Source organism: Pseudoalteromonas sp. 120-MNA-CIBAN-0494, from assembly GCF_040308885.1.
GTDB classification, from domain to species: Bacteria; Pseudomonadota; Gammaproteobacteria; order Enterobacterales; family Alteromonadaceae; genus Pseudoalteromonas; species Pseudoalteromonas nigrifaciens.
The window spans coordinates 65041-90191 of the sequence record NZ_JBEOOE010000007.1 but is presented as its reverse complement, the minus strand read 5'-3'; the positions used below and the strand labels follow the sequence as shown (position 1 = coordinate 90191).

Annotated in this window: 28 protein-coding genes; 13 read left to right on the top strand and 15 right to left on the bottom strand. The window is 40.1% G+C overall.

Annotated elements, in window-relative coordinates; translation table 11 throughout:
- Positions 1-83: 83 nt before the first annotated feature.
- The 6 genes from epd to AAEY55_RS07120 all read left to right on the top strand — a co-directional run bounded on the left by epd (position 84) and on the right by AAEY55_RS07120 (position 7302).
- Positions 84-1115, top strand: coding sequence for an erythrose-4-phosphate dehydrogenase (gene epd, locus AAEY55_RS07145; protein WP_089367797.1), 1032 nt, complete (start codon positions 84-86; stop codon positions 1113-1115).
- 43 nt (positions 1116-1158) lie between these two features.
- On the top strand, positions 1159-2334 hold the full coding sequence (locus tag AAEY55_RS07140; protein WP_011327294.1) for a phosphoglycerate kinase: 1176 nt from the start codon (positions 1159-1161) through the stop codon (positions 2332-2334).
- Between the two features lie 208 nt (positions 2335-2542).
- The gene (fba, locus tag AAEY55_RS07135; protein WP_011327295.1) at positions 2543-3607 is read left to right on the top strand and encodes a class II fructose-bisphosphate aldolase; all 1065 of its coding nucleotides are present in this window, start codon (positions 2543-2545) and stop codon (positions 3605-3607) included.
- A gap of 560 nt (positions 3608-4167) precedes the next feature.
- On the top strand, positions 4168-4857 hold the full coding sequence (gene phoB / locus AAEY55_RS07130; protein ID WP_011327296.1) for a phosphate regulon transcriptional regulator PhoB: 690 nt from the start codon (positions 4168-4170) through the stop codon (positions 4855-4857).
- A gap of 54 nt (positions 4858-4911) precedes the next feature.
- A complete protein-coding gene (gene phoR, locus AAEY55_RS07125; RefSeq protein ID WP_089367798.1) occupies positions 4912-6243 on the top strand; it encodes a phosphate regulon sensor histidine kinase PhoR in 1332 nt (443 codons plus the stop codon).
- A 90-nt stretch (positions 6244-6333) separates the two neighbouring features.
- Complete coding sequence (locus tag AAEY55_RS07120) at positions 6334-7302, top strand: PstS family phosphate ABC transporter substrate-binding protein (protein ID WP_011327298.1); 969 nt, start codon at positions 6334-6336, stop codon at positions 7300-7302.
- 77 nt (positions 7303-7379) lie between these two features.
- On the opposite strand, the gene AAEY55_RS07115 is transcribed toward AAEY55_RS07120, so the two are convergent.
- From AAEY55_RS07115 to sfsA, 8 genes are all read right to left on the bottom strand, one after another.
- Positions 7380-7616 (bottom strand): hypothetical protein, encoded by a 237-nt coding sequence (locus tag AAEY55_RS07115; protein WP_011327299.1) that lies wholly within the window; start codon positions 7614-7616, stop codon positions 7380-7382.
- 30 nt (positions 7617-7646) lie between these two features.
- Positions 7647-8495 (bottom strand): pantoate--beta-alanine ligase, encoded by an 849-nt coding sequence (gene panC / locus AAEY55_RS07110; protein ID WP_011327300.1) that lies wholly within the window; start codon positions 8493-8495, stop codon positions 7647-7649.
- Complete coding sequence (gene panB, locus AAEY55_RS07105) at positions 8495-9289, bottom strand: 3-methyl-2-oxobutanoate hydroxymethyltransferase (protein ID WP_011327301.1); 795 nt, start codon at positions 9287-9289, stop codon at positions 8495-8497. The genes panC and panB overlap by 1 nt, the downstream gene beginning before the upstream one ends.
- Before the next feature lie 30 nt (positions 9290-9319).
- Complete coding sequence (folK, locus tag AAEY55_RS07100; RefSeq protein ID WP_011327302.1) at positions 9320-9805, bottom strand: 2-amino-4-hydroxy-6-hydroxymethyldihydropteridine diphosphokinase; 486 nt, start codon at positions 9803-9805, stop codon at positions 9320-9322.
- A 5-nt stretch (positions 9806-9810) separates the two neighbouring features.
- Positions 9811-11232: a polynucleotide adenylyltransferase PcnB gene (pcnB, locus tag AAEY55_RS07095; RefSeq protein ID WP_080516806.1), complete on the bottom strand. Its 1422-nt coding sequence runs from the start codon at positions 11230-11232 to the stop codon at positions 9811-9813.
- A gap of 193 nt (positions 11233-11425) precedes the next feature.
- The gene (gluQRS, locus tag AAEY55_RS07090) at positions 11426-12322 is read right to left on the bottom strand and encodes a tRNA glutamyl-Q(34) synthetase GluQRS (protein ID WP_089367799.1); all 897 of its coding nucleotides are present in this window, start codon (positions 12320-12322) and stop codon (positions 11426-11428) included.
- 20 nt (positions 12323-12342) lie between these two features.
- On the bottom strand, positions 12343-12786 hold the full coding sequence (dksA, locus tag AAEY55_RS07085) for an RNA polymerase-binding protein DksA (RefSeq protein WP_011327305.1): 444 nt from the start codon (positions 12784-12786) through the stop codon (positions 12343-12345).
- Between the two features lie 315 nt (positions 12787-13101).
- The gene (gene sfsA, locus AAEY55_RS07080) at positions 13102-13818 is read right to left on the bottom strand and encodes a DNA/RNA nuclease SfsA (RefSeq protein ID WP_089367800.1); all 717 of its coding nucleotides are present in this window, start codon (positions 13816-13818) and stop codon (positions 13102-13104) included.
- Positions 13819-13922: 104 nt separating this feature from the next.
- Here sfsA and pepB point away from each other — a divergent pair, with 104 nt between their 5' ends.
- Complete coding sequence (gene pepB, locus AAEY55_RS07075) at positions 13923-15218, top strand: aminopeptidase PepB (protein ID WP_011327307.1); 1296 nt, start codon at positions 13923-13925, stop codon at positions 15216-15218.
- 186 nt (positions 15219-15404) lie between these two features.
- The gene (locus tag AAEY55_RS07070; protein ID WP_011327308.1) at positions 15405-15971 is read left to right on the top strand and encodes a phosphoribosyltransferase; all 567 of its coding nucleotides are present in this window, start codon (positions 15405-15407) and stop codon (positions 15969-15971) included.
- Positions 15972-16060: 89 nt separating this feature from the next.
- Here the strand turns inward: AAEY55_RS07070 and AAEY55_RS07065 are convergent, their stop codons facing one another.
- Entirely contained in the window at positions 16061-16717 is a 657-nt protein-coding gene (locus AAEY55_RS07065) for a Crp/Fnr family transcriptional regulator (protein WP_011327309.1), read from the bottom strand.
- Positions 16718-16994: 277 nt separating this feature from the next.
- Between AAEY55_RS07065 and AAEY55_RS07060 the strand changes: the two genes are divergently transcribed.
- Complete coding sequence (locus AAEY55_RS07060; RefSeq protein ID WP_089367801.1) at positions 16995-17231, top strand: YgjV family protein; 237 nt, start codon at positions 16995-16997, stop codon at positions 17229-17231.
- 23 nt (positions 17232-17254) lie between these two features.
- Here the strand turns inward: AAEY55_RS07060 and AAEY55_RS07055 are convergent, their stop codons facing one another.
- The 6 genes from AAEY55_RS07055 to AAEY55_RS07030 form a co-directional block, all read right to left on the bottom strand.
- Positions 17255-17923: a FlgO family outer membrane protein gene (locus AAEY55_RS07055; protein WP_011327311.1), complete on the bottom strand. Its 669-nt coding sequence runs from the start codon at positions 17921-17923 to the stop codon at positions 17255-17257.
- Between the two features lie 113 nt (positions 17924-18036).
- Positions 18037-19710, bottom strand: a complete 1674-nt coding sequence (locus AAEY55_RS07050; protein ID WP_089367802.1) for an amidohydrolase — start codon at positions 19708-19710, stop codon at positions 18037-18039.
- Between the two features lie 123 nt (positions 19711-19833).
- Positions 19834-20070 (bottom strand): EF-hand domain-containing protein, encoded by a 237-nt coding sequence (locus AAEY55_RS07045; protein WP_011327313.1) that lies wholly within the window; start codon positions 20068-20070, stop codon positions 19834-19836.
- A gap of 7 nt (positions 20071-20077) precedes the next feature.
- Complete coding sequence (locus AAEY55_RS07040) at positions 20078-20314, bottom strand: hypothetical protein (protein WP_011327314.1); 237 nt, start codon at positions 20312-20314, stop codon at positions 20078-20080.
- Positions 20315-20469: 155 nt separating this feature from the next.
- The gene (locus tag AAEY55_RS07035; protein WP_058372653.1) at positions 20470-20697 is read right to left on the bottom strand and encodes a hypothetical protein; all 228 of its coding nucleotides are present in this window, start codon (positions 20695-20697) and stop codon (positions 20470-20472) included.
- A 27-nt stretch (positions 20698-20724) separates the two neighbouring features.
- A complete protein-coding gene (locus tag AAEY55_RS07030; RefSeq protein WP_011327316.1) occupies positions 20725-20958 on the bottom strand; it encodes an EF-hand domain-containing protein in 234 nt (77 codons plus the stop codon).
- A gap of 310 nt (positions 20959-21268) precedes the next feature.
- Between AAEY55_RS07030 and AAEY55_RS07025 the strand changes: the two genes are divergently transcribed.
- The 4 genes from AAEY55_RS07025 to AAEY55_RS07010 are packed head-to-tail and all read left to right on the top strand — an operon-like array spanning position 21269 to position 25147.
- Positions 21269-22726, top strand: coding sequence for a HAMP domain-containing sensor histidine kinase (locus tag AAEY55_RS07025; protein WP_089368933.1), 1458 nt, complete (start codon positions 21269-21271; stop codon positions 22724-22726).
- Between the two features lies 1 nt (position 22727).
- Positions 22728-23270 carry a hypothetical protein gene (locus AAEY55_RS07020; RefSeq protein ID WP_011327319.1) on the top strand — a complete coding sequence of 181 codons (543 nt, stop codon included), beginning with the start codon at positions 22728-22730 and terminating at the stop codon, positions 23268-23270.
- Between the two features lie 2 nt (positions 23271-23272).
- Positions 23273-24622: a sigma 54-interacting transcriptional regulator gene (locus AAEY55_RS07015; RefSeq protein WP_011327320.1), complete on the top strand. Its 1350-nt coding sequence runs from the start codon at positions 23273-23275 to the stop codon at positions 24620-24622.
- 24 nt (positions 24623-24646) lie between these two features.
- Positions 24647-25147: a DUF1543 domain-containing protein gene (locus AAEY55_RS07010; RefSeq protein WP_011327321.1), complete on the top strand. Its 501-nt coding sequence runs from the start codon at positions 24647-24649 to the stop codon at positions 25145-25147.
- Positions 25148-25151 lie beyond the last annotated feature (4 nt).

Genomic DNA, 25151 nt, shown 5'->3' with positions numbered 1-25151 from the left:
TAAAGCTCAAGGTCGATTACAATACCGCCATCTAAAAGGCATATTGCCTTTATCTGCACGCAAAAGAGTGGATTTTATATTTCATGGCAATCAAACTTGCAATTAATGGTTTTGGTCGTATTGGTCGAAATATTGTCCGCGCGTTATACGAATCAGGTTTGAGCAACGAGATAAAAATTGTTGCGATTAACGAACTTGCTGACCCTGAAGCTATTGCTCACTTATTAAAATACGACACCTCTCATGGTCGTTTCTCTTTTCCTGTAAAGCTTGGTGAGGACACCATTAGCGTAGCAGGCGATGCTATTGCTCTTTTCTGTGAGCCAAATCCGGCGGAATTACCTTGGAAAACCTTAGGTGTAGACGTAGTACTTGAATGTACTGGGGTTTATCACTCGCGCGAACATGCACAGCTACATTTAACCGCAGGCGCTAAAAAAGTGTTGTTTTCGCATCCAGCTGATAACGATGTTGATGCCACTATTGTTTATGGTATTAACGACGATGAGCTAAAACCAGAGCACACTATCGTCTCTAATGGTTCGTGTACTACTAACTGTGTAGTGCCGGTTATTAAAGTGTTAGATGATGCATTTGGTATTGAATCGGGTGCTATTACCACAATACATGCCTCGATGAACGATCAGCCGGTAATTGATGCCTACCACCACGATTTACGCCGTACACGCGCAGCCAGCCAATCTATTATTCCAGTTGATACAAAACTAGCCCGCGGTATAGACCGTATTTTACCTAAATTTAAAGGCCGCTTTGAAGCCATTGCTGTACGCGTGCCTACTATTAACGTAACGGCTATGGATTTAAGTGTAACGGTTAATACCGATGTAGATTTAAATGCAGTAAATAACGCGCTTAAAGCACAAGCTAAAGATCGCCTTGAAGGCATTTTAAGTTACACCGCAGAGCCACTAGTATCGATTGATTTTAATCATGATCCACATTCTTGTATTATAGATGGTACCCAAACACGAGTTAGTCATAAACGACTGATAAAGTTACTAGTTTGGTGCGATAACGAGTGGGGTTTTGCTAATCGAATGCTCGACACTGCGCGTGCAATGGTCGCGTTAGAAAAAATAACTAATATAAAATAACCGCCTTTTATTGGGTTTAGTATCGTTAACTAAGGAGATGTTCATGTCGGTCATAAAAATGGCAGATTTAGATTTAAACGGCAAGCGTGTATTAATTCGTGAAGATTTAAATGTACCCGTTAAAGCAGGTAAAGTGACGTCAGATGCGCGTATTCGTGCGGCGCTACCAACAATTAAGTTAGCCCTTGAAAAAGGCGCAAAAGTAATGGTTATGTCACACCTTGGCCGCCCTACGGAAGGGGAATATGACGAAGAGTTTTCTCTTGCTCCTGTCGTTAATTACTTAAACGATGCCCTAGAGCAAACAGTACGTTTAGAAAAAGACTACCTAAACGGTGTTGAACTTGCTGATAACGAAGTGGTGGTATTTGAGAACGTACGCTTTAACAAAGGCGAAAAAAATAACGACGAGGCGCTATCTAAACAACTTGCAGCATTATGTGATGTTTACGTAATGGATGCATTTGGTACGGCGCATCGCGCACAAGCCTCTACCCATGGTGTAGGATTATTTGCAGATGTTGCGTGTGCAGGGCCATTATTATCGGCAGAGCTTGAAGCTCTTGGCAAAGCACTTGATAACCCAGCTCGCCCATTAGTGGCGATTGTGGGTGGTTCAAAAGTGTCTACTAAATTAACAGTGCTTGATTCACTATCAAAAATTGTTGATCAGCTAGTAACCGGTGGCGGTATTGCTAATACCTTTATTGCGGCGGCGGGTTATCCTGTTGGTAAATCGCTTTACGAAGCTGATTTAATGGATGAAGCGAATCGCTTATGCGCAGCGGCTGTTGCTAACAATGGTGAAATTCCAGTACCGACTGATGTTGTTGTAGGTAATGAGTTTTCAGACTCAGCAGTAGCAACACTTAAAGATGTAAGTGAAGTTACCAGCGACGATATGATTTTTGATATTGGCCCAGATACAGCAAACAAGCTGGCAAAAATAATTGCTAATGCAGGTACTGTAGTATGGAATGGCCCTGTTGGCGTGTTTGAGTTTGACCAATTTGGTAACGGTACTCGTGCTATTGCCCAAGCTATTGCTAATTCAAATGCGTTTTCGATTGCAGGCGGTGGCGACACCTTAGCGGCAATTGATAAGTACGGCATTAGCGATAAAATATCGTATATTTCTACTGGTGGTGGTGCGTTTTTAGAGTTTTTAGAAGGCAAAAAGCTACCAGCAGTTGAAATGCTAGAATCGCGCGCTAAGTAATTTATTTTATTTAGGCGTAAGCGGATGGAGGTTACTTCATCCGCAATAATTAATTATTAAATACCTCTCACCCTAATTTAATAATTGATTTTTACGCGTTAGTTACTGTTTATCAGTACTAATTCGTGGCGCAGTGATTGCGCCAAACTAACACATCCGTTCAAACTAGATGGCAGAGAACTGCTATCAAAAAATTGGAGAAAACCCAATGGCTTTAATCAGTATGCGACAACTTCTGGATCATGCCGCTGAGCATGGTTATGGCGTACCTGCTTTTAACGTTAACAACCAAGAGCAAATGCGCGCAATAATGGAAGCGGCTGACAAAACCAATAGCCCTGTAATTGTGCAAGGTTCTGCAGGCGCACGTGCTTATGCTGGTGCCCCATTTATTCGTCATATGATTTTAGCAGCGGTTGAAGAGTGGCCACATATTCCAGTGGTTATGCATCAAGATCACGGTACATCACCGGGTGTATGTCAGCGTTCAATTCAACTTGGGTTTTCATCAGTAATGATGGACGGCTCATTATTGAGCGATGGTAAAACACCTTCAAGCTACGAATATAACGTAGAAGTAACCCGTAAAACTGTAGAAATGGCACATGCGTGTGGTGTTTCTGTTGAAGGCGAACTGGGTGTTTTAGGTTCGCTTGAAACAGGTGAAGCAGGCGAAGAAGATGGTATTGGCGCAGAGGGTAAATTAACCACTGAGCAAATGCTAACTAATCCAGAAGAAGCGGCTGACTTTGTAAATAAAACCCATGTTGATGCGCTGGCAATTGCTTGTGGTACATCGCACGGTGCGTATAAATTTACTCGTCCACCAACGGATGATATTTTAGCGATTGATCGTATTAAAGCAATTCATGCACGTATTCCAAATACTCACTTAGTAATGCATGGCTCATCATCGGTTCCACAAGAATGGTTAGAAATAATTAATCAGTACGGTGGCGAAATTCCAGAAACTTACGGTGTGCCAGTAGAGCAAATTATTGAAGGGATTAAGTTTGGCGTACGTAAAGTTAATATTGATACAGACTTACGTTTAGCATCTACCGGTGCGGTGCGTCGCCATTTGGCGCTTAATCCGGCAAACTTCGATCCGCGTAAATTTTTAGCGGCAGCAACTCAAGCCATGACCGATATTTGTATTTCGCGTTATGAGTCGTTTGGTACAGCAGGCCAAGCTAGCAAAATTAAACCAATTTCATTAGATGAAATGCATCTTAAGTATTTAAGCGGCGAGTTAGACCCACGCATTAAATAATTGATCATTTTAGACTTTTTACTAAAGCCAGTTGCATTGTCACTGGCTTTTTTTATGCCGTTTAGGGATCAATATCTTACTAACAGCAGGTAATTAGGATCACTGAATTACTAACGTGATCAGTTTGAGATCATTACTTTACTAAGTAAACCGGTATTTTAGCCCTAGTTGGCGCTTAAATTCATTATTAAATAAAAGAATAGTACAAACAATCATCAGCTTAGCTATTTCACTGGGTATAATAGTGATCCCAAAACGGATCTGCTTAATAAAACTCTGATCTTTTAATTTAAGATCATCACAATGCAGATCATAATTGTATTACTAGGTTAGCGTATGCTATTTAACTGAGCAAAGTTGGCTGCTTTAACACACAATGTTAGTAAAATAATGATCCTGCTATACGCTTTGCTTTATCGCTATAATTGCGTGTAAATATTTATTTTGTCACTATTTTGTGTTTTTTTACTGTTATATTAACTTACGCGCTAGGTTTTCATAAAAGTGTCATACTTAGTCATAATAATGAAAACAAATTCGATAGCTAAGAGATAAATGGAATGTCACGTAAAGTATTAGTCGTTGATGATGAAGCACCGATCAGAGAAATGTTGGTTTTTGTTTTAGAACAAAATGGATTTCAGGCAATTGAAGCAGAAGATTACGACTCTGCTATTGCGGCAATGGTAGAGCCATACCCAGATATGGTATTACTCGATTGGATGTTACCTGGGGGTAGTGGAATTCAAATTGCTAAAAAGTTTAAACAAAATGAATACACGCGCGCTATTCCCATTATTATGCTCACCGCTCGTGGCGAAGAAGAAGACAAAGTACGCGGCCTAGAAGTAGGTGCCGATGACTATGTTACTAAGCCATTTTCGCCCAAAGAACTCATGGCCCGCATTAAAGCGGTTATACGTCGTGTGTCGCCCACCTCATTAGAAGAAGCAATTGACGTACATGGCCTGCGCCTTGATCCTATTTCGCACCGCGTTACCTCAGGTGGCAGTGAGCTTGATATGGGGCCTACCGAATTTAGATTACTACACTTTTTTATGACCCACACCGAGCGCGTATATAGCCGTGAGCAATTACTTGATCAAGTTTGGGGTACTAACGTATACGTTGAAGACCGTACGGTTGATGTACATATTCGCCGCTTACGTAAAGCTATTTCACCCTTAGGGCATGACCGCTTAGTGCAAACGGTACGCGGAGCAGGTTATCGCTTTTCAAGTAAATTATAATGTACTTGCAGCTTAACTAAGTACCAATGGATAGCGACTTTAAGGTAACAGTGTATGTATAGAGTTATTAATAAACGCACCTTAGTTAAACGGCTGTTTATCTATTTTATACCTTTACTGCTAATAGGGCTGTTAGTAGGTGCCCCATTTTTGTTGTTATTTTTAGGCTCATTTTCGCTACTTATTTGGCACTACTACCAACTTTATCGTTTAAGTGATTGGTTGCTTAATCAACAAAGCTTTAACCCGCCCGAAGGAGAGGGCGCATGGGAGCAGGTATTCGAAGGTATTTATCAGCTGCAGCATCGTAATCGTAAAAAGCGTAATGAACTATCGGCATTAATTCATCGCTTTCGTGATGGTGCTGAAGCCATTCCTGATGCGGTGATAGTGCTGCAAAATGATTTAACCATTTATTGGTGTAATCAACTGGCATTAAAAGTATTAGGCTTGCAGTGGCCTACAGATCAAGGGCAGCGTCTGGATAACTTAATTCGTGAACCTAAATTTGCTAAGTATATGCACCGCGGCCAATTTACCGAGCCACTGGAGCTTGAAAGTGGTCATAACATAGAGCAAATACTTGAGTTTAGAGTTATGCCCTATGCCAGCACACAGTTAATGGTAGTAGTACGCGATGTAACCCGCTTAAAGCAACTAGAACAAATGCGCAAAGACTTTGTTGCCAATGTGTCGCATGAACTGCGAACCCCGCTCACGGTGGTTACAGGCTATCTTGAGATGATGGATAGCGACATGATGCCACCGCCCGCAATGTGGAATAAAGCCCAAAATACTATGCTTGAGCAATGCAAACGCATGGACAGTTTAGTTACTCAGCTGCTATCACTATCACGTATAGAAGGTGCGCGTAAGCAAAATAACGATAAAGCGGTTAATGTACCCTTACTACTTAACTATATTCAAACAGAAGCTAACTCAATTAATCAGCAAAAAAAGCATCAGCTTATTTTTAATATTGATACTTCCTTAGATATTAGCGGATCAGCAGATGAACTGCGCAGTGCATTCTCTAATTTAGTTTTTAACGCCATTCATTACACTAAACCAGGCGGAAAAATAACAATATGTTGGCAGCGTCAAAACGATCGAGCTTGCTTTAGCGTAACCGATAATGGTGATGGTATTGCGCCTGAGCATATAAATCGTTTAACGGAGCGCTTTTACCGGGTAGATAAAGCGCGCAGTCGCACTACAGGTGGTTCAGGCCTTGGGCTCGCAATTACCAAACACGTATTAACTCGCCACAATAGCCAGTTAAATATTAGTAGTGTTTTGGGTCAAGGTTCGTGTTTTTCTTTTGATTTTTCAAGTAATAAAATAGTACCTATGAGCAGCACAGTACAAACAAGTGGCAAGTCATAAAAGTGTCATTTAAGGGTAATATCACTGTCATCTACACAATTTACAGTGAACACAGTTAAAAAATGGGACGAACAAATTGGAGAACCCCACATGAAATTTAAAAACTTAGTTGCCGCAATGGGTGTGGCTGTTACAACGTTTGTATCTGCACAAGCAGTCGCTTTGGATAACGCACTACCTGAGTATCAAAAAATTAGTGGTGTTTCAGGGAATTTTTCATCGGTAGGTTCAGACACATTAGCGAACATGATGACATTTTGGGCTGAAGAATATAAACGTATTTATCCAAATATAAATATTCAAATACAAGCAGCTGGCTCATCAACTGCGCCACCGGCATTAACCGAAGGCACAGCAAATTTAGGGCCAATGAGCCGTAAAATGAAATCAAAAGAAGTTGAAGCATTCGAAAAACGCCATGGTTATAAACCCACAGAAGTACGGGTTGCCATCGATGCACTTGCGGTATTTGTACACAAAGACAACCCTATAGAAGGGCTACGTATTGATGAAATAGATGCTATTTTTTCATCTACTCGTAAGTGCGGTGCAACGCAGCAAGTTAACCGCTGGAGTGACGTAGGTTTAACTGGAGAATGGGCTGCCAAAGATATTCAATTGTATGGGCGTAACTCGGTATCAGGCACTTATGGTTACTTTAAAAAGAAAGCACTGTGTAAAGGCGACTTTCGTAATAACGTAAATGAGCAACCGGGTTCAGCATCTGTAGTGCAGTCTATTTCATCTTCATTGAACGCGATTGGCTACTCAGGAATTGGCTATAAAACCTCTGGTGTACGCACAGTTCCACTGGCCAAAAAAGGCAGCCACTTTGTTGATGCAACGCTTGAAAATGTAGCACAAGGTAAGTATCCGCTGTCGCGCTTTTTATACCTTTACGTGAACAAGCACCCGAATAAACCATTAGCACCAATTGAAGCTGAATTTTTAAAAATGGTATTGTCGAAAGATGGGCAGAAAATTGTAGAAAAAGACGGTTATGTACCGCTTTCAGCCAAATTGGCTGAAGTTGAGCTTAAAAAGTTAGGCTTAAATTAAGTCACTAAATTATACGCAATAAAAAACCGCTCATTGAGCGGTTTTTTATATTTACTGTTCAGGTACAAGCCTAATACTTATATGTTACCTAAGTTTTCGGCTTGTGCTTTACACTGATTATAGCTCTCAACACACTTAGCTGAGCATACTTGCTGCTTTAAACCTTCGCCAGTTGATTGTTGCTCACAACTACTTTCGCATTGATAGTTTTGTTGTGCACATTGATTTAACTCTGGATTTCCAGCGTTATTCTGACAACCTGCTAATAGCATAAATGTAAGGGCTACTGCGCTCATTTTTATTAAAGTATGCATGCTTATCCTTAAATGAAAGTCGCGGTTATATTAAACTTCAACCTGAAGGTTATCGATTAATCTAACACTGCCTAAATAGGCCGCGGCTAAAATAACAAATTTGTTATCATCGAGTGTAGCAGCTTTTAACGTATCTCGTTGAGCTATCGAAAAATAGTCTGGTTTTAATCCAGCTTGCTGTAAACTTTGTTTGGCTGTTTCTTCCAGCGTAGCAAAGTCAGTATTACCACTTTTAAGTTGCTCAGCGCAGTTATTAAGCACTTTAAAAAGTGCGGTGGCACTGTCTTTTTGCTCATTCGATAAGTAACCATTACGCGAACTCATAGCAAGCCCAGAGACTTCACGCATAGTTGATACACCAATAACTTCAACCGGAATCGATAAGTCGCGAGCCATAGTTTTAATTACTTGTAGCTGCTGAAAGTCTTTTTCGCCAAAACAAGCGTAATCTGGCTGCACTAAATTAAAGAGTTTAGTAACAACTGTTGCCACACCTCTAAAGTGCCCTGGGCGTGAACCACCACAATAACCTAATGAAATATCAGGTACATCTACAAAGCTTTGTGCAGCTAAACCATTAGGATAAATAGTCTCTACACTTGGCGTAAATACAATATCAGTTTCAAGGTCGGCTAAGCCACGCTTGTCCTCATCAAGGGTACGAGGGTAATTGTCTAAGTCTTCATTAGCGCCAAATTGCATAGGGTTAACAAAAATGCTTACTACGACTTTATCGGCCATCATTTTTGCTTTTTCGACTAACGAAAAGTGGCCTAAGTGCAAGTTGCCCATAGTGGGTACTAGGGCAATGCTTAATCCGGCTTGGCGCCATGCTTTAATTTGGCTACGTAATGATTTAATTTCAGTAATTGACTGCATTATTTAAACTCGTGTTCGGCACTTGGAAAGGCACCGCTTTTTACATCGGTACAATACTTTTTAACGGCTTCAGGCATATTGCCTGTTTCGAGTAAAAAGTTTTTCGAAAATTTAGGAATAAACCCAGCAGAAATACCTACTAAGTCGTGCATTACTAATATTTGACCATCGGTAGTATTACCCGCGCCAATGCCAATAGTAGGAATAGTTAATGCGTCGGTAACGCGTTTTGCCAGTGCGCTTGGAATACATTCCAGTACTAATAATTGTGCGCCAGCCGCTTCAAGGGCTTTAGCATCGGCAATTATTTTTAGTGCTTGCTCTTCTGCACGCCCTTGTACTTTAAAACCACCAAACACATGTACCGACTGCGGCGTTAGGCCTAAATGACCACACACAGGAATACCTTGTTGAGTTAGGGCTTCAATGCTCTCAAAAAGCCATTCACCCCCTTCTAACTTAACCATGTTTGCACCAGCACGCATTAGCTCAGCGGCATTTTTACAGGTGTCATTGGGGCTCGAATAAGTCATAAACGGCATATCAGCAATTACAAACAGCTCACGGCTACCCGCACGTACGCAACGAGTGTGATAGGCAATATCTTGATTAGTTACGCCAAGTGTATCGTCGCCGCCTTGTAATACCATACCCAAAGAGTCGCCAACTAAAATAACTTCAACGCCGTTATCATGAAATAACTTAGCAAAACTGGCATCATAAGCTGTTAAAGCAGTAATTTTATTTTTTTCTGCTTTCATTTTATTTAAAGTTGAAACTGTTATTTTAGACATAATTTTCTCACCGGCATAAGCCTTAGTTAATTACTGTGGTAATTGTTGTAAATTGTTAAGCGGTAATGTATTTGCAATAGTGTGTAGTGCAATGCCGCTGGGTAAAATAAGTTTTGGCGCAAGTTCTAGCAGTGGATACACAACAAACTCACGTTCAGTTAAACCATAATGAGGCACTATAAGGCGCTCGGTATTAATTGTTTGTGCGTCAAACAATAACATATCTATATCTAAAGTACGTGGCCCCCAACGCTCGGCTTTTCTAACACGGCCATGCTCAAGCTCAATTGCTTGGGTTAAATCAAGCAGCTTTTCAGGGCTAAGCGTAGTGTTTATGCAGGCAACGGCGTTAATATAGTCAGGTTGGTCTTGTGGGCCCATGGGCTTACTCGCATAGTAATGCGAAACACTTATAAATTCACAATCTGGCAGCTTTTTAAGCGCGGCAATAGCGTTATCAAGCTGCTTTTTTGGTGAGTTTAAATTGGCACCCAAACCTAAATAAACACAGTGCATAGAAGTTACTCTGTTGGCTTTTTAGGTGTGCGGCGGCGAGCGCGTCTGCGTGGTTTTGGCCCCGCAGGCTGACCCAAGGTTCTTACCATTTCTTTTTGGCCATTAATATCTAGGCTCAAATATTGTGTCCACCACTGAGCAAGCTCGCTATGTTGTGTTTCGCCTGCCTCTACACGCATTAATAAAAAGTCGTATGCGGCTTTAAAGCGAGGTTGCTGCGTTAATCTGTATGCACGTTGGCCGGCACGTTTATCTAAACGATGCTGTATATGCCAAATGTCGCGTGCGCCTAAAGTAAAGCGTTTAGGAACAGCTATGTGCTGGGCGTTATCGCTAAGTACACTATTAATTGCTTGCGAAAATGCATCGTATTCAGAGAGCTGCTCTTCATTTTGTACTGTTTTGGTGCGCTCTAATAGCGGAAACCAAAGTAGCGCAGCAAATACATACGCAGGGGTTACTTTTTTATCTGCGTTAATACGATCGTCTGTATTTTTAAACATGTTTTCAATAAAAGTGGCTTCAAGCCCGCCAGGATTATTATCTAAAATACGGTTTAGCTCTGGAAACAGTGAGTTAAATAGGCCGTATTTGCGCAGCATTAAGTAGTTAGCTTGTGCTTTGCCGTTTAAAAACAGTTTGAGTATTTCTTCAAACAAACGCGCTGGTGGTATGTTATCTAGCAAACTTGCTAAAGCAGTCATCGGCTTTTCGCTGTTTGGTGCAATTTTCATATCTAGCTTAGTGGCAAAGCGTACCGCACGTAGCATGCGCACCGGATCTTCACGGTAACGCGTTTCTGGATCGCCAATTAGCTCAATTTGTTTAGCTTTTATTGCGGCTAAACCATTGGCGTAATCGTAAATACAAAAATCGTTAATTGAGTAATAAAGTGCATTGATTGAAAAGTCACGGCGTTCTGCGTCTTCCTCAATACTGCCAAATACGTTGTCGCGTAGCAATTGTCCTTGCTCACTCGATTGGCTTATTTGGTTTTTGTCCTCTGGCGCTTCGTGGTGCCCGCGCATGGTAGCTACTTCTATTATTTCACGACCAAATACAATGTGAGCTAAACGAAAGCGGCGGCCAATTAAACGACAGTTTCTAAATAACTTTTTAACTTGTTCTGGCGTGGCATTTGTTACCACGTCAAAATCTTTTGGCTGTTGACCTAACAATACATCGCGAATACAACCACCAACTAGGTAGGCGTCAAAACCACCGTCTTTTAAACGGTATAAAACTTTGATTGCATTTGGGCTAAATTGTTTACGAGAAATACCATGTTCACCTCGTGAGATCACTAGCGGTTCGCTGCTTATTGCCGTGTTTTCGGCACTGGCATTAGGGCCGATTATTTGTCGACAAAATTGAAAAAGCTTGGAAATAATAGTCTGTCTCCTAGAAGGTGTTGATTGACTTGCCATTGCAATCAAAATTACAGCAAATGTAGGTGTTATAACCTATTACTGGCTGATTAATGTAAATAGCATATATTTAGGCGGCTATCATATACCAGCAAGGTTTAAAAATTAAGTTGCTGCACTGAAATTAAGCCATTTTTAGCGATTTTTATTTACTTAAAGGTCTAAATTATTGCGCGCGGGGAGTTGTGGGCTGCTAAATTTGAATTTCAGCAAGGTTTGGCACTTGATTTAAGCTAAAGTTATTTACCCCCCATGCAAGTAGTTGCTCAATATTTAAGTCCATAAGCTGGTTATGTACCGCTAGGCCTAAAAACGCGAACACATCGATAAGTACCGGTTTAGGGTTTTGCTTACAAATTGCTGGCGCATAATTTTGCTTTGAGAGCTTAAAGCCTGGCTTTGCAACCGCTAAGGGTAAATGAGCAAATTGGGGGACTGGGCTATTAAGTTGTTTAAACAAACTGATCTGGCGAACGGTAGGCTCAATTAGGTCAGCCCCTCTAACAATGCGCGTGATCCCTTGGTCTATATCGTCAATTACCACCACAAGCTGGTAGGCAAATAAACCATCGCTGCGCTTTATTATGTAATCTTCAGCAGCAAAGGCGTTATTAACGTTTATGTCGCCTTGAATTAAATCGTTAAATTGGTTGGTGGCAAAGCTTTGGCTAAGGCGCAGGGCACTGTGGGTTATATCTTGGTGCAGGTTTTTACAATGACCTTGGTAAATTCCGCCAATAGCTTTAATTTGTTTGCGCGAGCAACTACAGGCATAAATAAGGTTTTTATTGTGTAAAGAGTTAACAACATCTTGGTATAAATCTAAACGTTGTGTTTGATAAACGACGTTTTCATCCCAGTGCAGAGAATAGGCTTGTAAGGTATTTAGAATGTCGGTGTCGGCGCCTTTTACAACGCGAGTGGTGTCTATATCTTCGATGCGAACTAACCATTTTCCTTGGTTAGCTTTAGCATCAAGATAGCTACCTACAGCCGCTACTAATGAGCCAAAATGTAATGGCCCAGAAGGAGACGGTGCAAAGCGACCGCAGTATTTACGCGTTGGCGTAATAACGGCTGTAGTAAACATAACTAATTAATATAAGTTAATTAGCCACGTCCAGATTGCTTTTCTTTAATTTCTGCAAGTGTTTTACAGTCTACGCATAAATCAGCAGTCGGGCGCGCTTCTAAGCGGCGAATACCAATTTCGATACCACAAGACTCACAAAAACCAAAATCATCTTCTTTAATTAAGTTGATTGTTTTTTCAATTTTTTTGATCAGTTTACGTTCGCGGTCACGAGTACGCAGTTCTAAAGAGAACTCTTCTTCTTGCGCAGCACGGTCAACTGGATCAGGAAAGTTAGCAGCTTCATCTTGCATATACGATTTAGTACGATCAACTTCGTTGCGTAAATCGTTACGCCAAGTTTCTAAAATTGTTTTAAAATGAACACGTTGTGCTTCATTCATATACTCTTCACCTGGTTTTTCTTGGTATGGTTCTAAACCGGCTTGAGCCAATAATCCTAATCTATTTTGGTTTGGCATAACTCTCTCCTAAATCCTTAATTTAATGCCTCAGCATTAGCCGGCGGTATAAATAACAGAATCTCATACCCTAGGCAAATTTATTTTTAATTAATCGAATTAGCTGTAACCACGTTTATTGATTTAAAAGTATGATAAGTAATATTTGTACTTTTTTTAATCGCACTATCGGTTTCTAAACTTGCCTATATATGTGGGCTAAAATTTAAAAAACAAGGTGTTACTTAAAGTTTACTTTATATATTTAGCCCATTACCGCTGCTTTATATTTGTATTTACCAAAACCTAATTACAACACTTTGTATTAAATGATGATTATATAAAAGGGAGCTTCTCTTTTAAGATGATTTCGTTGGTAGAAATATCTGCTTTATATGCTAATACCTCAACGCCTTGGTTAATTGCCTCATTTAGTAACTGTGCATATTTATTGTCTATATGAGCAGCAGCGCTTACCTGGTTTATTCCCTGGTGCAGTACAGCAAAAAGCAATACTGCACGATGACCTTGCTCTACCATCTCTATTAATTCGCGAATATGTTTTTGCCCGCGCAGAGTTGGTGCATCAGGAAAGTAGCCTTGGCCACTGCGGGGGTTATCTTGGCTTAATAGCGTTACCGATTTAACTTCAACGTAGCAATTAGGACGCTCATCGCTGGTTAGTAAAAAGTCGATACGGCTGTTTTCGTTGCCATATTTAACTTCGCTTTGTAATTGCTCATAATTGCTAAGCTCACTAATAAGATTGGCATTTATAGCTTCAGCAACAACTTTATTTGCCACTGCGGTATTAACGCAAATAAGTTGCGATAAGCTATTTTGGGTGAGCTCTAACGATTGCGGGTATTTGCGTTTGCTATTAGTACTGGTGGAGTAAAAAGCATTAAAACCGGGTTCAGCGCAGCCAGTCATTTTACCTGTATTGGCACAATGGGCGGTAAACTCTGAGCCATCACTGAGCTGTAAATCAGCTAAAAAACGTTTATAGCGTTTTAATAAGGTGGCTGATTGCAGGGCAGGTTGGTACTTCATAATAACTTCCGTAGCGTAATTTATGTTATTTATCTCAAGCTGTTGGGAACTCAAGCGCTCTATAGTAAACTCGGTGGCACATTTAAGTGCAAGGATATTCTAACATGAGTGAAAAATTTGTTGTTCAACTAAGCGAGCAGTCAGCACCAAGCCATTGGGGCGAAAACGCGTCGTTATCTTTTAATGAACACGGGGCAACCGTTCATTTATCTGAGCAAGAAACATTAAAAAATGTTCAAAAAGCAGCGCGTACTATTGCTACTCAAGGCGTAAAAGCTGTTGAACTAACTGGCGATACTTGGTGTACCGAAAGCCAGTGGGCGTTTTATCAAGGGTTTGTAACGCCTAAATCGTTAAATGGCGTTACCTTTGTTGACAACGCACAGTCAGATATTAAAGAGCTAGGTAACTTAAAAACCTCAGCTATTTGGGCTCGCGAAATGGTTAACGGTACTGCCGATGACATTTACCCAGAAAGCCTTGCTGAAAAAGCCGCTGAATTTATTCAATCGTTAGCGCCTGAGCATGTGAGCTACCAAATTATTAAAGGCGATGCATTATTAGAGCAACAGTGGATCGGTATTCATGCTGTTGGCCGTGGTAGTGTTCGCCCGCCAGTTTTACTTGAGCTTGATTACAACCCAACAGGCGACGCAAATGCGCCAGTAAGCGCTGCGCTTGTAGGTAAAGGGATTACGTTTGACTCAGGCGGTTACTCAATTAAGTCAAGCGAAGGTATGCTAGGCATGAAGTGCGATATGGGCGGTGCTGCTACAGTAACGGCTGGTTTGGCACTGGCTATTAATCGCGGTATTGAAAAACGTATTAAGCTGTTTTTATGCTGTGCAGAAAACTTAATTTCTGGCCATGCTTATAAATTGGGTGACATTTTAACGTATAAAAATGGCACTACAGTTGAAATTGTAAACACCGATGCTGAAGGGCGTTTAGTATTAGCTGATGGCTTAATGGCCGCAGGTGAGAGTGGTGCGCCATTAATTATTGATGCTGCAACACTAACCGGCGCTGCGCTAGTTGCTGTTGGCCAAGAGTACAATGCTTTGTTTGCACTTGATAAAGAGCTAGTACGTGAAGTTGAAGACTTTGCTTCTCAAGAAATGGAAGCAGCGTGGCCATTACCACTTGAAAAGTGGCATCAGCAAAACTGCCCATCGGCTTATGCCGATACAGCTAACAGCCGTGCGCAAAAAGGCGGTGGTTATGGTGGTGCATCAAATGCGGCTGGTTTCTTATCGCGCTTTGTAGCAAATGATGGCAAAGGCTGGGTGCATATTGATCTGGCAGCTGCATTTAATATGAGCAGCACTAACCAATGGGCTGCAGGCGCTACCACACAAGGCATGCGTACTGTTGCTCGCACCTTGTTAGAAAAAGCGTAATATTTGCAGAGTTAGTTTATTAAAAAATTATAATAGGCACCGTTTGGTGCCTATTTTTTTGTGCTGCAAACAAGCATTTTGATTTAAATTACGGTAAAATCCCTCGCCTTAGATGTTTGAACGTTTCATTTACAGCTTTAATCTAAGCTGCGCTCAAATGTTGTACTCACCACTGGGATCCTAACTATGTCAGATAAGTGCTATATCACGGCTCAACAATTACTTGAAGATTCATTTCGCGTAGCAGCGCAAGTGTATAATGATGGCTTTCGTCCAGATTTCATTATTGGTATTTGGCGAGGTGGTGCACCCATAGGTATTGCAGTGCAAGAATTTTACGATTACAAAGGCATTGAAACCGATCACATTGCGGTACGTACATCGTCTTATTATGGCATTGGAAAGCAATCTAAAGAGATAAAAGTACATGGTTTACACTACATTGTAGAAAATGCTAATGCAGGTGACTCATTACTCATTGTTGATGATGTGTTTGACTCTGGCCGCAGTATTTTTGCATTAAAAGAAAAGCTTTCAGAGCTAATGCGTTTAAACTTACCGCGCGATATTCGCATTGCATGCCCTTACTACAAGCCTAAAAACTCTAAAGTAGACATGAAGCCAGATTACTATATTCATGAGTCTGAAGAATGGCTAGTGTTTCCGCATGAGTTATCGGGTTTAACACCGGATGAAATTATTGCTGGCAAATCAGACCTAGCAAAAATACATGACATTTTGCTAGAAAAATAATCAACCTGCATAAATAAAAAAAAGGCCATTAAGGCCTTTTTTTATGGATAAAACTTAACGTTTCAACCTATGTAACCTGATGTAATAAATTACAATTGCGCAAAGCTATCTACATATTGGCTTAGGCGCGGTATATCTACTGCTAATAAACCTTGGGTACTTCTTTGTACTAAGCTTTTTTCTACGAGTTCTGTTACAACGCGCCTGTAAGCGCGCTCAGTGGTTGCAAAACGTTCTGCTTCGGCATTTACCGTAGGATATGCACGCAGCAGTGTAGGGTTGTTGTTCTCGGCTCTTAGTAGGCAGTCTTTAGCTATGTTATAGCTCAGTGGCAATAATAATTTATCTAGGTTTATTTTTTGATTTTCTTGAAATTTAGCCGCTATAGTTTGTGCTGTGTATAAACTCAGCTCAGGTTTTTCAAGTAATAACGCACGCCAATGCTTTAACTCAATTAAATTATAAGTTACATCGCTAAAGCAGGTTACTGTATAAATGCAGGGGTTATTATTGAGCGCTTCTATTTCACCAATGAGGGTGTTATTGCAATCGAGTTGACCAAGCAGCAGGCGTCGTCCGTTACCTACATCGTAACTAAACGACACAGTTCCGCTGCGCACAAGTACCAACTTAGTTAAAGGCTGGTCTTGTTGTATTAATATTTCTTTTTTTGATTGCTGATAACTACTACCGGCAAAGGTAAGTAGTTGTTCAACAAGATAACTGGAAAAATGGTATTGAAACATCAATCATACTCTTCGGACAATTGTCCTATTTATTGCACCTTAATGGCGATAGCATCAAAGCTCTAAGAAATTATGTTAAATTAATTAACATATCAGGTGCTGCTAATATAATGGGCTGGCACTGTTGGACTAATTATTTGAGCAGTATAGCTGCTGATAACCAACAGAGTTTTAAGCCATTTATAGGTTAACTTTTATTTAGCTGTTACGTTGCTGTACAGATTCAATGTACTAAAGTTTAATATGCAATGCTAACCTAAAGCCTAGGAGAGAACAATTGAGTTGGGAATATTTAGGTTATATAGCATCTGCTTTACTGGTTGCATCGTTAACAATGACCGACGTGGTAAAGCTGCGTTGGTATAATTTATTTGGGTGTATCGCCTTTACTATTTATGGCTTAGCTATTGGTGCAGTACCCGTTGCCTTTACTAACGGCTTACTCGCGTTTGTAAACGCGTATCATATTTTTAAATTATACCGTAATAAACAGCCAGAGCCTAAAAAGGATTAGCCTAAGCTAATCCTTTTTGGTTTTTATAAGATTGCGTCAAGCGCTATGCCGTCAACGCGGCGAGTGGGATATAACGACTCAACCACAAAACTAGGCACAAATCCTTTAGCCGAAGACACCACTACCTTTGACTTAGCGCCAATAATACGTGCGTTTACAATAACACCGCGATTGGTATAAGTAAGTGTGCCAGTCAAAGTGTATTCAATATGCGGGTAGCCTTTAATTTCTCGACCATTACGACTAAATGAAAAGTCGCCATTTGGGGTTACATGTACAGTTCCTGTGTGTTTGTAATCTACAACAGATAATCCAAACTCTTGTAGTTCAGTAATAAAGCTCTCAGCTAAATGGTTACCAAAAATATTAGTTGTTTGTAGGTTATCATCTAAATTTACAAAAGAAGTAATGGCAATAGGGGTATTACTATTTATGTAATTCATATTTTCAATTAGCTTCATGGCTAATTGTTCGGTGTAATTACTAAGTAATTTACTGCTATTTATTGGGCGGTAATTTTTTTCTGGAAACTGCCAGTTACTCACGCGAGGCGAGTCATTTTGAACGTGCCTTTTGTTATGAGAATAGTCATTATGAGGAGCGTGACCATTGTAAACAGGGTGACTAGAACAAGCTGAAAGTGAAAGGGTAAAAAGTGCCGATAAAGTAAGAGATATTTTTTTAGATAACATGTTTTCTTCCTGAAACATAAGAGAATTTTTAAATACCCCACTTTATCGACACACTTTTTGATTACTTTAATTAAATTTTATCATTAATTTGTTATTTTCAGTTTGTATTCAGTTTATTGCGCAGTCACAGCCTCTTTTTCGTAACGAAGTTTGCCTGCAATCCATGTTTGTAATACGTTTATTTTATATAGTTCATCAACCGGGGCTTTAAAATAATCTTTATCTATTAAAATAAAGTCGGCCCACTTTCCTTGCTCTAAACTACCCACTTTAAACTCTTGATGCGCTGCATAAGCGCCGCCTAGGGTAAAAGCACGCAGTGCGTCTTCACGGCTTAATACTTCGCTAGCGCGCCAGCCCTGGGTTGGTTGTTGGTTGTGATCCATACGAGTAATTGTTGCATACAAGCCATCAAAAGGATTTGCCAATTCTATTGGGTAGTCAGATCCTGCTGCAATCACTGACCCTTGTTTTAAAAAGGTTTGCCATGCATAAGCACCCGCTAATTGCTTTTCGCTTAAGCGTTGCTCTGCCATGTGCATATCAGAGGTGGCATGCACTGGTTGCATTGAAGGAATAATTTTTAATGTTTTAAAGCGCTTAATATCATCAAGCGTTACTATTTGTGCATGCTCCATACGGTTACGTAGTAAAATTCCGCCGGTTGCTTTAAATACATTTTTATAAGCATCTAATACAACGTGGTTAGCTTTGTCGCCAATTGCATGGGTGTTGGCACTAAAACCGCTTTTAAAACTAAGCGTAAATAACTCTTCTAGTTTTTGCTGGGTTTCGAGCATTAAGCCATGGTGGTTTTTTCTATCGGCATAATCCTCAATTAGCGCCGCGCCACGCGAACCTAATGCGCCATCAGCATAAACCTTAACGCTGCGAATAGACATAAAGTCGTTGGCATCTTGGTATCGACCTGCTTTTAACATGGTTTTTAAATCAGGACTCGCGCCACTGAGCATTGCCACAATACGCAGTGGTAAATTGCCTAGTTCACCGCGTTCTTTGTATAATTCCCAAGTGGTTTTATCTATACCCGCATCATGGGTTGAGGTAATCCCTAAACTTAATAAATGATTACCGGCAGCATCTAAAGAGTCACTAAGAGTTTGTTTTGATGGTTTTGGCATAAATTGTTTAATTAACGATTCTGCTTTATCTACAAATATACCAGTAGGATTGCCAAATTCGTCTTTAATAATTTCGCCGCCTTCTGGCGATTGGGTGTTTGCAGTAATGCCCGCAAGCTCTAGGGCTTTGCTATTTACCCAAATAGCGTGGCCATCAATTCTCGATAGTACAATAGGGCGATCGCTCACTACTTTATCTAAATCGGCAGCGGTAGGAAACTGCTTTTTTTGCCACAGCTCTTGATTCCAGCCACGGCCAATAATCCAACCTTGTTTGTTATTTGCAAATACCTTGAGTTTATTAGTAACTTCATCAATAGAAAGCGCACCGCGTAAATCTAATTGTGACAGGTTATTGCCTAAACCAATAATGTGACCGTGTGCGTCAATTAAACCCGGTAATAGCGTATTGCCATGAGCGTCAATAAGCTTGGCATCTGGAAAGCTATTTTTCAGCGTATCGCCGCCAAGTTTAACTACTTTACCGTTTTTTATAACTAAAGTAGAAAACTGCTGCACTTCACCTTTGTACAAAGGTGTGTAGCCGTTGGCGTTGTAAATAACTTTAGTTTGCGCAACCGCAAGGCTTGAGCCTGCGCAAAGGCAAGCGAGTAGCAAAGGTTTGATTATTTTTTTGAGTGGCATAGTGAGCTTATTTTTATTGTTAATGGCTTTAACATAACAAACTCACTTTTATAATACCAACCACTTGAGGTGGTTGGATTGTTATTTGTGCAGAGTAAGCCAGTTAATTTATTGGTAAATTAATTACTGACTTGCATAAAGTGTAAATTCGCTTAAAGAAAGGTGGCCGTCTTTGTCTTTATCGTAACTTGCAAAACGAGACCATAGGGCAGGGTCACTGGCTGTTTCTGCTCGGCTTAATAAGCCGTTTTGGTTACGATCAAATTTTTCAAATTGCTTGGCAATGTTATTGCTGCTGGCAAAGCTTGGTGTGCTACAAATACTAAGCGCAACGAGCGCTATATAGCTTATATTTTTCATAAATTACTCAGTAGAGGTTATTCGTAAGATAATTTTTAAATTCAACCAATGAAATTTTATTATCTTGGTTTTTATCCCATTTGCTAAAGTTGTTTAGTAAGTGCGGTTGAGCCTCAAGCTCATGGTGAATTAAATAGCCGCTTTGATCTGTATCAAGGTGATCAAAACGTTGCTTTACATCAAGTGCTAATGAATTAAAGCTTAGTAATAATAAGCAACTAACTAAACAAGCGCGTATCTTCATGGTGCTCCTTCGCAAAGCTCATTTTAATGTCATTCGTAATAAAATAAAGTACTTGCCATAATTTAACGCCCAACATTAAATCCATTTACACACTCCCTCAGGGGTTATAGCAAATACTTTTAGTTAATTTTACAAGATTAAACTTGAATTTAAACTTAAGGCTTAAACGCCTCAAACTCTTTTTTAGAGATCATTTCATCGTTATTTACATCTAAATCAGAAAACTGTTTCATTACTTCTTTATCTTTTTTGGCTTCGGTAATAGATATTTTTCCATCCATATTTTTATCTAAAAAAGCAAAACGAGCATTAAACGATGAAGCCAGGGCAGTAGCACTAATAACTAAAAACAGTAACGAAAATGCGGCTATAAGCTGTTTCATAAAAAACTCCTTTGGTTACTAGGTTAGTTACTTAATAAACTGTTTAAACTCATCTAGCGACAACTGACCATTTTGATCAGTATCTATTTGTGAAAAGTTTTCATGAAGTACAGCGTCCTCACCAGCTTCAGCTTCGCTGAGAGTACCGTTACTGTCTTTATCAAGTTCATTAAAAGTAGCTTGTACATCCATTGCCAGCGCGTTAGCGCTCAAAAAGCCTAGCGCAACGATTGGCATAATAATTAAAAAGCGATTACTCATGGTCATTTCCTTATAAGATAAACTTAGATTAACTATTACAAAAACGATGCCAATTATTTTTATCTTTTAAATTCAGTTGCTTATGGTTTTTGGTGTTATAGGTTAAGCAAGTTTTACAGGTACCTGTGTGTTTTTTGCAACGAAATTTGGCTTATAAATAAAGAAGCAATACAAATCAAAGAGTTGAGTTGTTGCTGTTTGGCAACAGGCGGCTTTACAGTACGAATAACAGATATATAAATTGATTCAGCTAGTGTATAACTTAAACGCTTAATAATAGGCTGTTTAAAGTTACTAAAGGATGGATGCAATGCCAGCAGCGATGGCTGAAAAATACAAAGCAATACTTAATTGGCGCCCTAATTTAATTAGCCAGTTTGTAATGAGTATGCTGCTGTCGTTATTACCCTTATCGTTAGTGGTTATTGTATTTTTAAATGCGCTTAATAAGCAGTTAGCTGTAACTCAGCAAATTGTTAGTAATAACTACCAAGTAACTAAATCGTTTAATATTTTAAAACAAGAACTCAATAGTTTAGAGCGCGCTACTCGGCAAAATTGGGTACTAAAAAGTGAGTCACTCGATACGCTCATAGTTGATAAGTGGCAAGCATCGCTACAAAGTATTGAAGATCTTACACGTATAGCGCCCAGTAAAAGTCACACCGCACAATGGCAGCGTTTAACGAATACTCTGCAACTAGCACACACTCAACTTGTTGAACAAAAACAACAGCAGGTAGCCTTGTTTTTACCTATTAGCGATTTACTCGCCGAACTTACCTTATGGTTACGCGATAAAAGCGAAACCCAAATTACTAATAATCAAAAAGAAATAGCGCAGTTACAAACTTCATTTATTAACTGGCTGGTGGCGCTAATTCCGCTAACACTCTTAGTAGGAGGCGGTTTTTTGTGGCGTATAAGTGGCCGCTTAAAAAGCTTGACTAAAATTATTGGTAAATTAGGGCAAGGTGACTGGCAACAAAAAATAGCCGTGCAAGGCTCAGCAGAGCTAGTTGAATTAGGTAATAAATTACAATGGGTGCAAGCTCAGTTACATATACTTGAGCAGCAAAAAGACACCTTTTTACGCCACGTTACCCACGAACTTAAAACACCTCTAGCCTCAATGGTCGAGGGCACCGACTTGCTCAGCGATGAAATAGTTGGCCCTATAACTAAAGAGCAACGCGCTGTACTTGAGCTTATTAGCCAGTCTATGGTGCGCCTTCGTACTATGATTGACAGCCTACTTAGTTATAACGCGATTCGTACTAGTAAAGACAGCGTAAGTGAGGTTGAGTTTAATCATTTAATTAATAAAATTAATAGTCATTTTGAGCACCGCCTAACAGCCCGAGAGCAAATCCTTATTTGGCATAACAACTTACCTAATAAGGCGCTTGCGTTACCTGGGGAGTTAATTGAAATGATTTTAGTGCAATTAATTTCTAATGGCTTAAAGTTTTCACAACACGGGCAGGCAGTATCTATAGCGTTAACCTTTGAGCACAGTAAGCTAAAAATGGCGATAAGCGACGAGGGATGCGGAATTAAAGAGCACGAAAAAGCACATGTTTTTAGCGCATTTTATCAAGGTAAGCATAGCAAAAATGTTACGCTACAAGGCAGTGGCTTAGGCTTAACTATTGTTAAAGAGTCAGTAGAGCAATTAAACGGACAATTATTAATAGAGCAAAATGAACCCCAAGGTTGTCGATTTTTAATTACGCTTCCCATAATAACAAATCAAGGAGTTAACTAGCATGACCTCGCGTTTAATGGCTATTTTATGTGTGTGTGGCAGTGCCATCATTTTATCGGGGTGCAAAACTAATAACCCCCAACAGCAAGTGGTTGATAGCCCTGTGGCGCAAACTCAAACTAAAGTAACGAGCGATAAAAACAGCCAGCCAAGCCCAAAGCCTCGGCCTAAAAGCGATCCTATGTATCCCCCTGCGGAGCAAGTAATAGCCTGGCATGCTAATAAATGTGGTGGTTTTAAGTTAACCCCAGATAACAAAGATTTTGTTGGCGAAAAAGAACTAAAAAACTTTTTTCAATTTATGTGTTTAAACACTAGTAGCGATCCTAATACGGTAATGAGTAAGTTACTTAAACTTGACCAAGCTTACTATTGGCCAGACGATATAAAACAGTATTTATGGCTACAAAAACAACAAGTAACACTACAAATAAATGCTAAAAAAGAGCAGCAAGCACTTAATAATAAAATGCAACAAACGCTCTCGTCATTAGCAACCATAGAGCAGCAACTGTTATTACGCGAAGAAACTAAGGAGCAGTAGTTATGCCAGCAATAAAACCGCAAGGTGCAAAAGTATTATTAGTGGATGACGATGCCAGCTTATTAAAATTGCTCGCTATTCGTATCGAATCAAAAGGCTACGAGGTTACCACCTGCGAGAGCGGCCTAATTGCGTTACAAATATTAAAAAGCCAAGTGTTCGATGCCGTAGTAACCGACCTGCGCATGGACGAAATGGATGGCATGGCACTGCACCGCCAATTGCAAAGCCGCTATCCGGCATTGCCCGTTATTATGATGACAGCGCATGGCTCTATTCCTGATGCGGTAGAGGCTACCAAACAAGGCATTTTTGCATTTATTACCAAACCAATAGATAAAGACGAGTTATTCGACAGCTTAGCAAAAGCGATAGAAATACACGGCGTAAATGCCGATGAAATAATACCCACTAGCAATATAGTTACCCGTAGCGGCGCTATGCTACATTTGCTAGAGCAAGTTAAACTGCTAGGGCCAACGCAAGTTAACGTATTAATATCGGGAGCCAGTGGTACGGGTAAAGAGTTATTAGCTCAAGCTATTCATCAGCATAGCCATGTAAGTAAAGGCCCATTTGTAGCGATAAACTGCGGCGCAGTACCGGGTGAACTGCTAGAGTCAGAATTATTTGGTCATAAAAAAGGTTCGTTTACTGGGGCAATAAAAGATCACCAAGGACTGTTTCAACAAGCTGAGGGAGGCACCTTATTTTTAGATGAAATAGGTGATATGCCGCTTAATTTACAAGTTAAGTTACTGCGCGTATTGCAAGAAAAAACCATACGTCCAGTCGGCTTTCAAGAAGAAATAGCCATAGATGTTCGCATTGTATCGGCAACTCATAAAAACCTCCCCGAAGCGATTATAAATCAGCAGTTTAGGGAGGATTTATACTACCGCTTAAACGTGGTTAATTTAAAACTCCCTCCTTTGTGCGAGCGTCGCGAAGATATAAGTCTACTTGCACAATACTTTAGCGCCAGTATTGCAAAGCGAATGAAGCAAAGCGAAAAACACTTTGCCAACGACGCCATGCACGCACTCGTGCGTTACGACTGGCCAGGTAATATTCGCCAACTTCAAAACGTGGTAGAGCAAGTTGTAGCACTTACCCCAAGCGAAGTTATTTCAGAGCATTTAGTGCTAAGTGCATTAAATAGCAACGAAAAAAATGTAGAGCCATTGTCGCTAAACGACGCTAAAAAAGAATTTGAACGCGACTACGTAATAAACACCCTTAAAATGGCTGGTGGAAATGTCGCCGAAGGCGCAAAACTAGCTAAACGTAACCGTTCAGATTTTTATAAACTGATTAAAAAGCACAATATAGATGTTGATAATTTAGCTTAAATAACCAATTTATAGGAACTAAACATGCAGTTATTCATGGTGTATTTAGGTGGGCGAATTCAGGGCTGTCACATAGAAATGCACGACATTCGTTTTGTAGTTGGGCAAAACATTGAGCAAACCTATACTAAATTAAAAAGCCAATGGGTGGGCGACAAAAACAGCGTGCATATGGATAGCTACATGGCAATTAACCACATAGATGGTTATAAAGTTACAGTAAGCGACACGCCAGTTGAGCAAACTAAACAGCTTTACTTTGTAAACTTAGGCGCCTACAGAAGCGATTTAATGGCTGAGCAACACGACTTTGCACTGTATGTAGCAAGCAGTAGTCAAGAGGCCAAACAGCGCGCTAAAAACGATTTACTCGCTGGCTTTAGCCATATTCATAAAGATGATTTACACGACGTAGACGATTGCTTTGCAATAGATTTACTCGACAGCCAGCTTAGTATAAAACTGACCCCAAGTGGGCAAGCACAAAAAATAAAACCTGATTGGTTTGGTTATCATGTACTTTAAACAC

What these genes read in the sequence shown, in the direction of transcription:
- pcnB (WP_080516806.1), bottom strand. Translation starts at nt 11,232, where the DNA reads ATGGCAAGTCAATCAACACCTTCTAGGAGACAGACTATTATTTCCAAG.
- sfsA (WP_089367800.1), bottom strand. Translation starts at nt 13,818, where the DNA reads ATGAAGTACCAACCTGCCCTGCAATCAGCCACCTTATTAAAACGCTAT.
- phoB (WP_011327296.1), top strand. Translation starts at nt 4,168, where the DNA reads ATGTCACGTAAAGTATTAGTCGTTGATGATGAAGCACCGATCAGAGAA.
- AAEY55_RS07025 (WP_089368933.1), top strand. Translation starts at nt 21,269, where the DNA reads ATGCCAGCAGCGATGGCTGAAAAATACAAAGCAATACTTAATTGGCGC.
- AAEY55_RS07140 (WP_011327294.1), top strand. Translation starts at nt 1,159, where the DNA reads ATGTCGGTCATAAAAATGGCAGATTTAGATTTAAACGGCAAGCGTGTA.
- panC (WP_011327300.1), bottom strand. Translation starts at nt 8,495, where the DNA reads ATGCAGTCAATTACTGAAATTAAATCATTACGTAGCCAAATTAAAGCA.
- phoR (WP_089367798.1), top strand. Translation starts at nt 4,912, where the DNA reads ATGTATAGAGTTATTAATAAACGCACCTTAGTTAAACGGCTGTTTATC.
- folK (WP_011327302.1), bottom strand. Translation starts at nt 9,805, where the DNA reads ATGCACTGTGTTTATTTAGGTTTGGGTGCCAATTTAAACTCACCAAAA.
- AAEY55_RS07015 (WP_011327320.1), top strand. Translation starts at nt 23,273, where the DNA reads ATGCCAGCAATAAAACCGCAAGGTGCAAAAGTATTATTAGTGGATGAC.
- AAEY55_RS07040 (WP_011327314.1), bottom strand. Translation starts at nt 20,314, where the DNA reads ATGAAGATACGCGCTTGTTTAGTTAGTTGCTTATTATTACTAAGCTTT.
- AAEY55_RS07035 (WP_058372653.1), bottom strand. Translation starts at nt 20,697, where the DNA reads ATGAAACAGCTTATAGCCGCATTTTCGTTACTGTTTTTAGTTATTAGT.
- fba (WP_011327295.1), top strand. Translation starts at nt 2,543, where the DNA reads ATGGCTTTAATCAGTATGCGACAACTTCTGGATCATGCCGCTGAGCAT.
- AAEY55_RS07045 (WP_011327313.1), bottom strand. Translation starts at nt 20,070, where the DNA reads ATGAAAAATATAAGCTATATAGCGCTCGTTGCGCTTAGTATTTGTAGC.
- AAEY55_RS07055 (WP_011327311.1), bottom strand. Translation starts at nt 17,923, where the DNA reads ATGTTATCTAAAAAAATATCTCTTACTTTATCGGCACTTTTTACCCTT.
- pepB (WP_011327307.1), top strand. Translation starts at nt 13,923, where the DNA reads ATGAGTGAAAAATTTGTTGTTCAACTAAGCGAGCAGTCAGCACCAAGC.
- AAEY55_RS07050 (WP_089367802.1), bottom strand. Translation starts at nt 19,710, where the DNA reads ATGCCACTCAAAAAAATAATCAAACCTTTGCTACTCGCTTGCCTTTGC.
- gluQRS (WP_089367799.1), bottom strand. Translation starts at nt 12,322, where the DNA reads ATGTTTACTACAGCCGTTATTACGCCAACGCGTAAATACTGCGGTCGC.
- panB (WP_011327301.1), bottom strand. Translation starts at nt 9,289, where the DNA reads ATGTCTAAAATAACAGTTTCAACTTTAAATAAAATGAAAGCAGAAAAA.
- epd (WP_089367797.1), top strand. Translation starts at nt 84, where the DNA reads ATGGCAATCAAACTTGCAATTAATGGTTTTGGTCGTATTGGTCGAAAT.
- AAEY55_RS07030 (WP_011327316.1), bottom strand. Translation starts at nt 20,958, where the DNA reads ATGAGTAATCGCTTTTTAATTATTATGCCAATCGTTGCGCTAGGCTTT.
- AAEY55_RS07120 (WP_011327298.1), top strand. Translation starts at nt 6,334, where the DNA reads ATGAAATTTAAAAACTTAGTTGCCGCAATGGGTGTGGCTGTTACAACG.
- AAEY55_RS07020 (WP_011327319.1), top strand. Translation starts at nt 22,728, where the DNA reads ATGACCTCGCGTTTAATGGCTATTTTATGTGTGTGTGGCAGTGCCATC.
- AAEY55_RS07010 (WP_011327321.1), top strand. Translation starts at nt 24,647, where the DNA reads ATGCAGTTATTCATGGTGTATTTAGGTGGGCGAATTCAGGGCTGTCAC.
- AAEY55_RS07065 (WP_011327309.1), bottom strand. Translation starts at nt 16,717, where the DNA reads ATGTTTCAATACCATTTTTCCAGTTATCTTGTTGAACAACTACTTACC.
- AAEY55_RS07070 (WP_011327308.1), top strand. Translation starts at nt 15,405, where the DNA reads ATGTCAGATAAGTGCTATATCACGGCTCAACAATTACTTGAAGATTCA.
- AAEY55_RS07115 (WP_011327299.1), bottom strand. Translation starts at nt 7,616, where the DNA reads ATGCATACTTTAATAAAAATGAGCGCAGTAGCCCTTACATTTATGCTA.
- dksA (WP_011327305.1), bottom strand. Translation starts at nt 12,786, where the DNA reads ATGCCAAACCAAAATAGATTAGGATTATTGGCTCAAGCCGGTTTAGAA.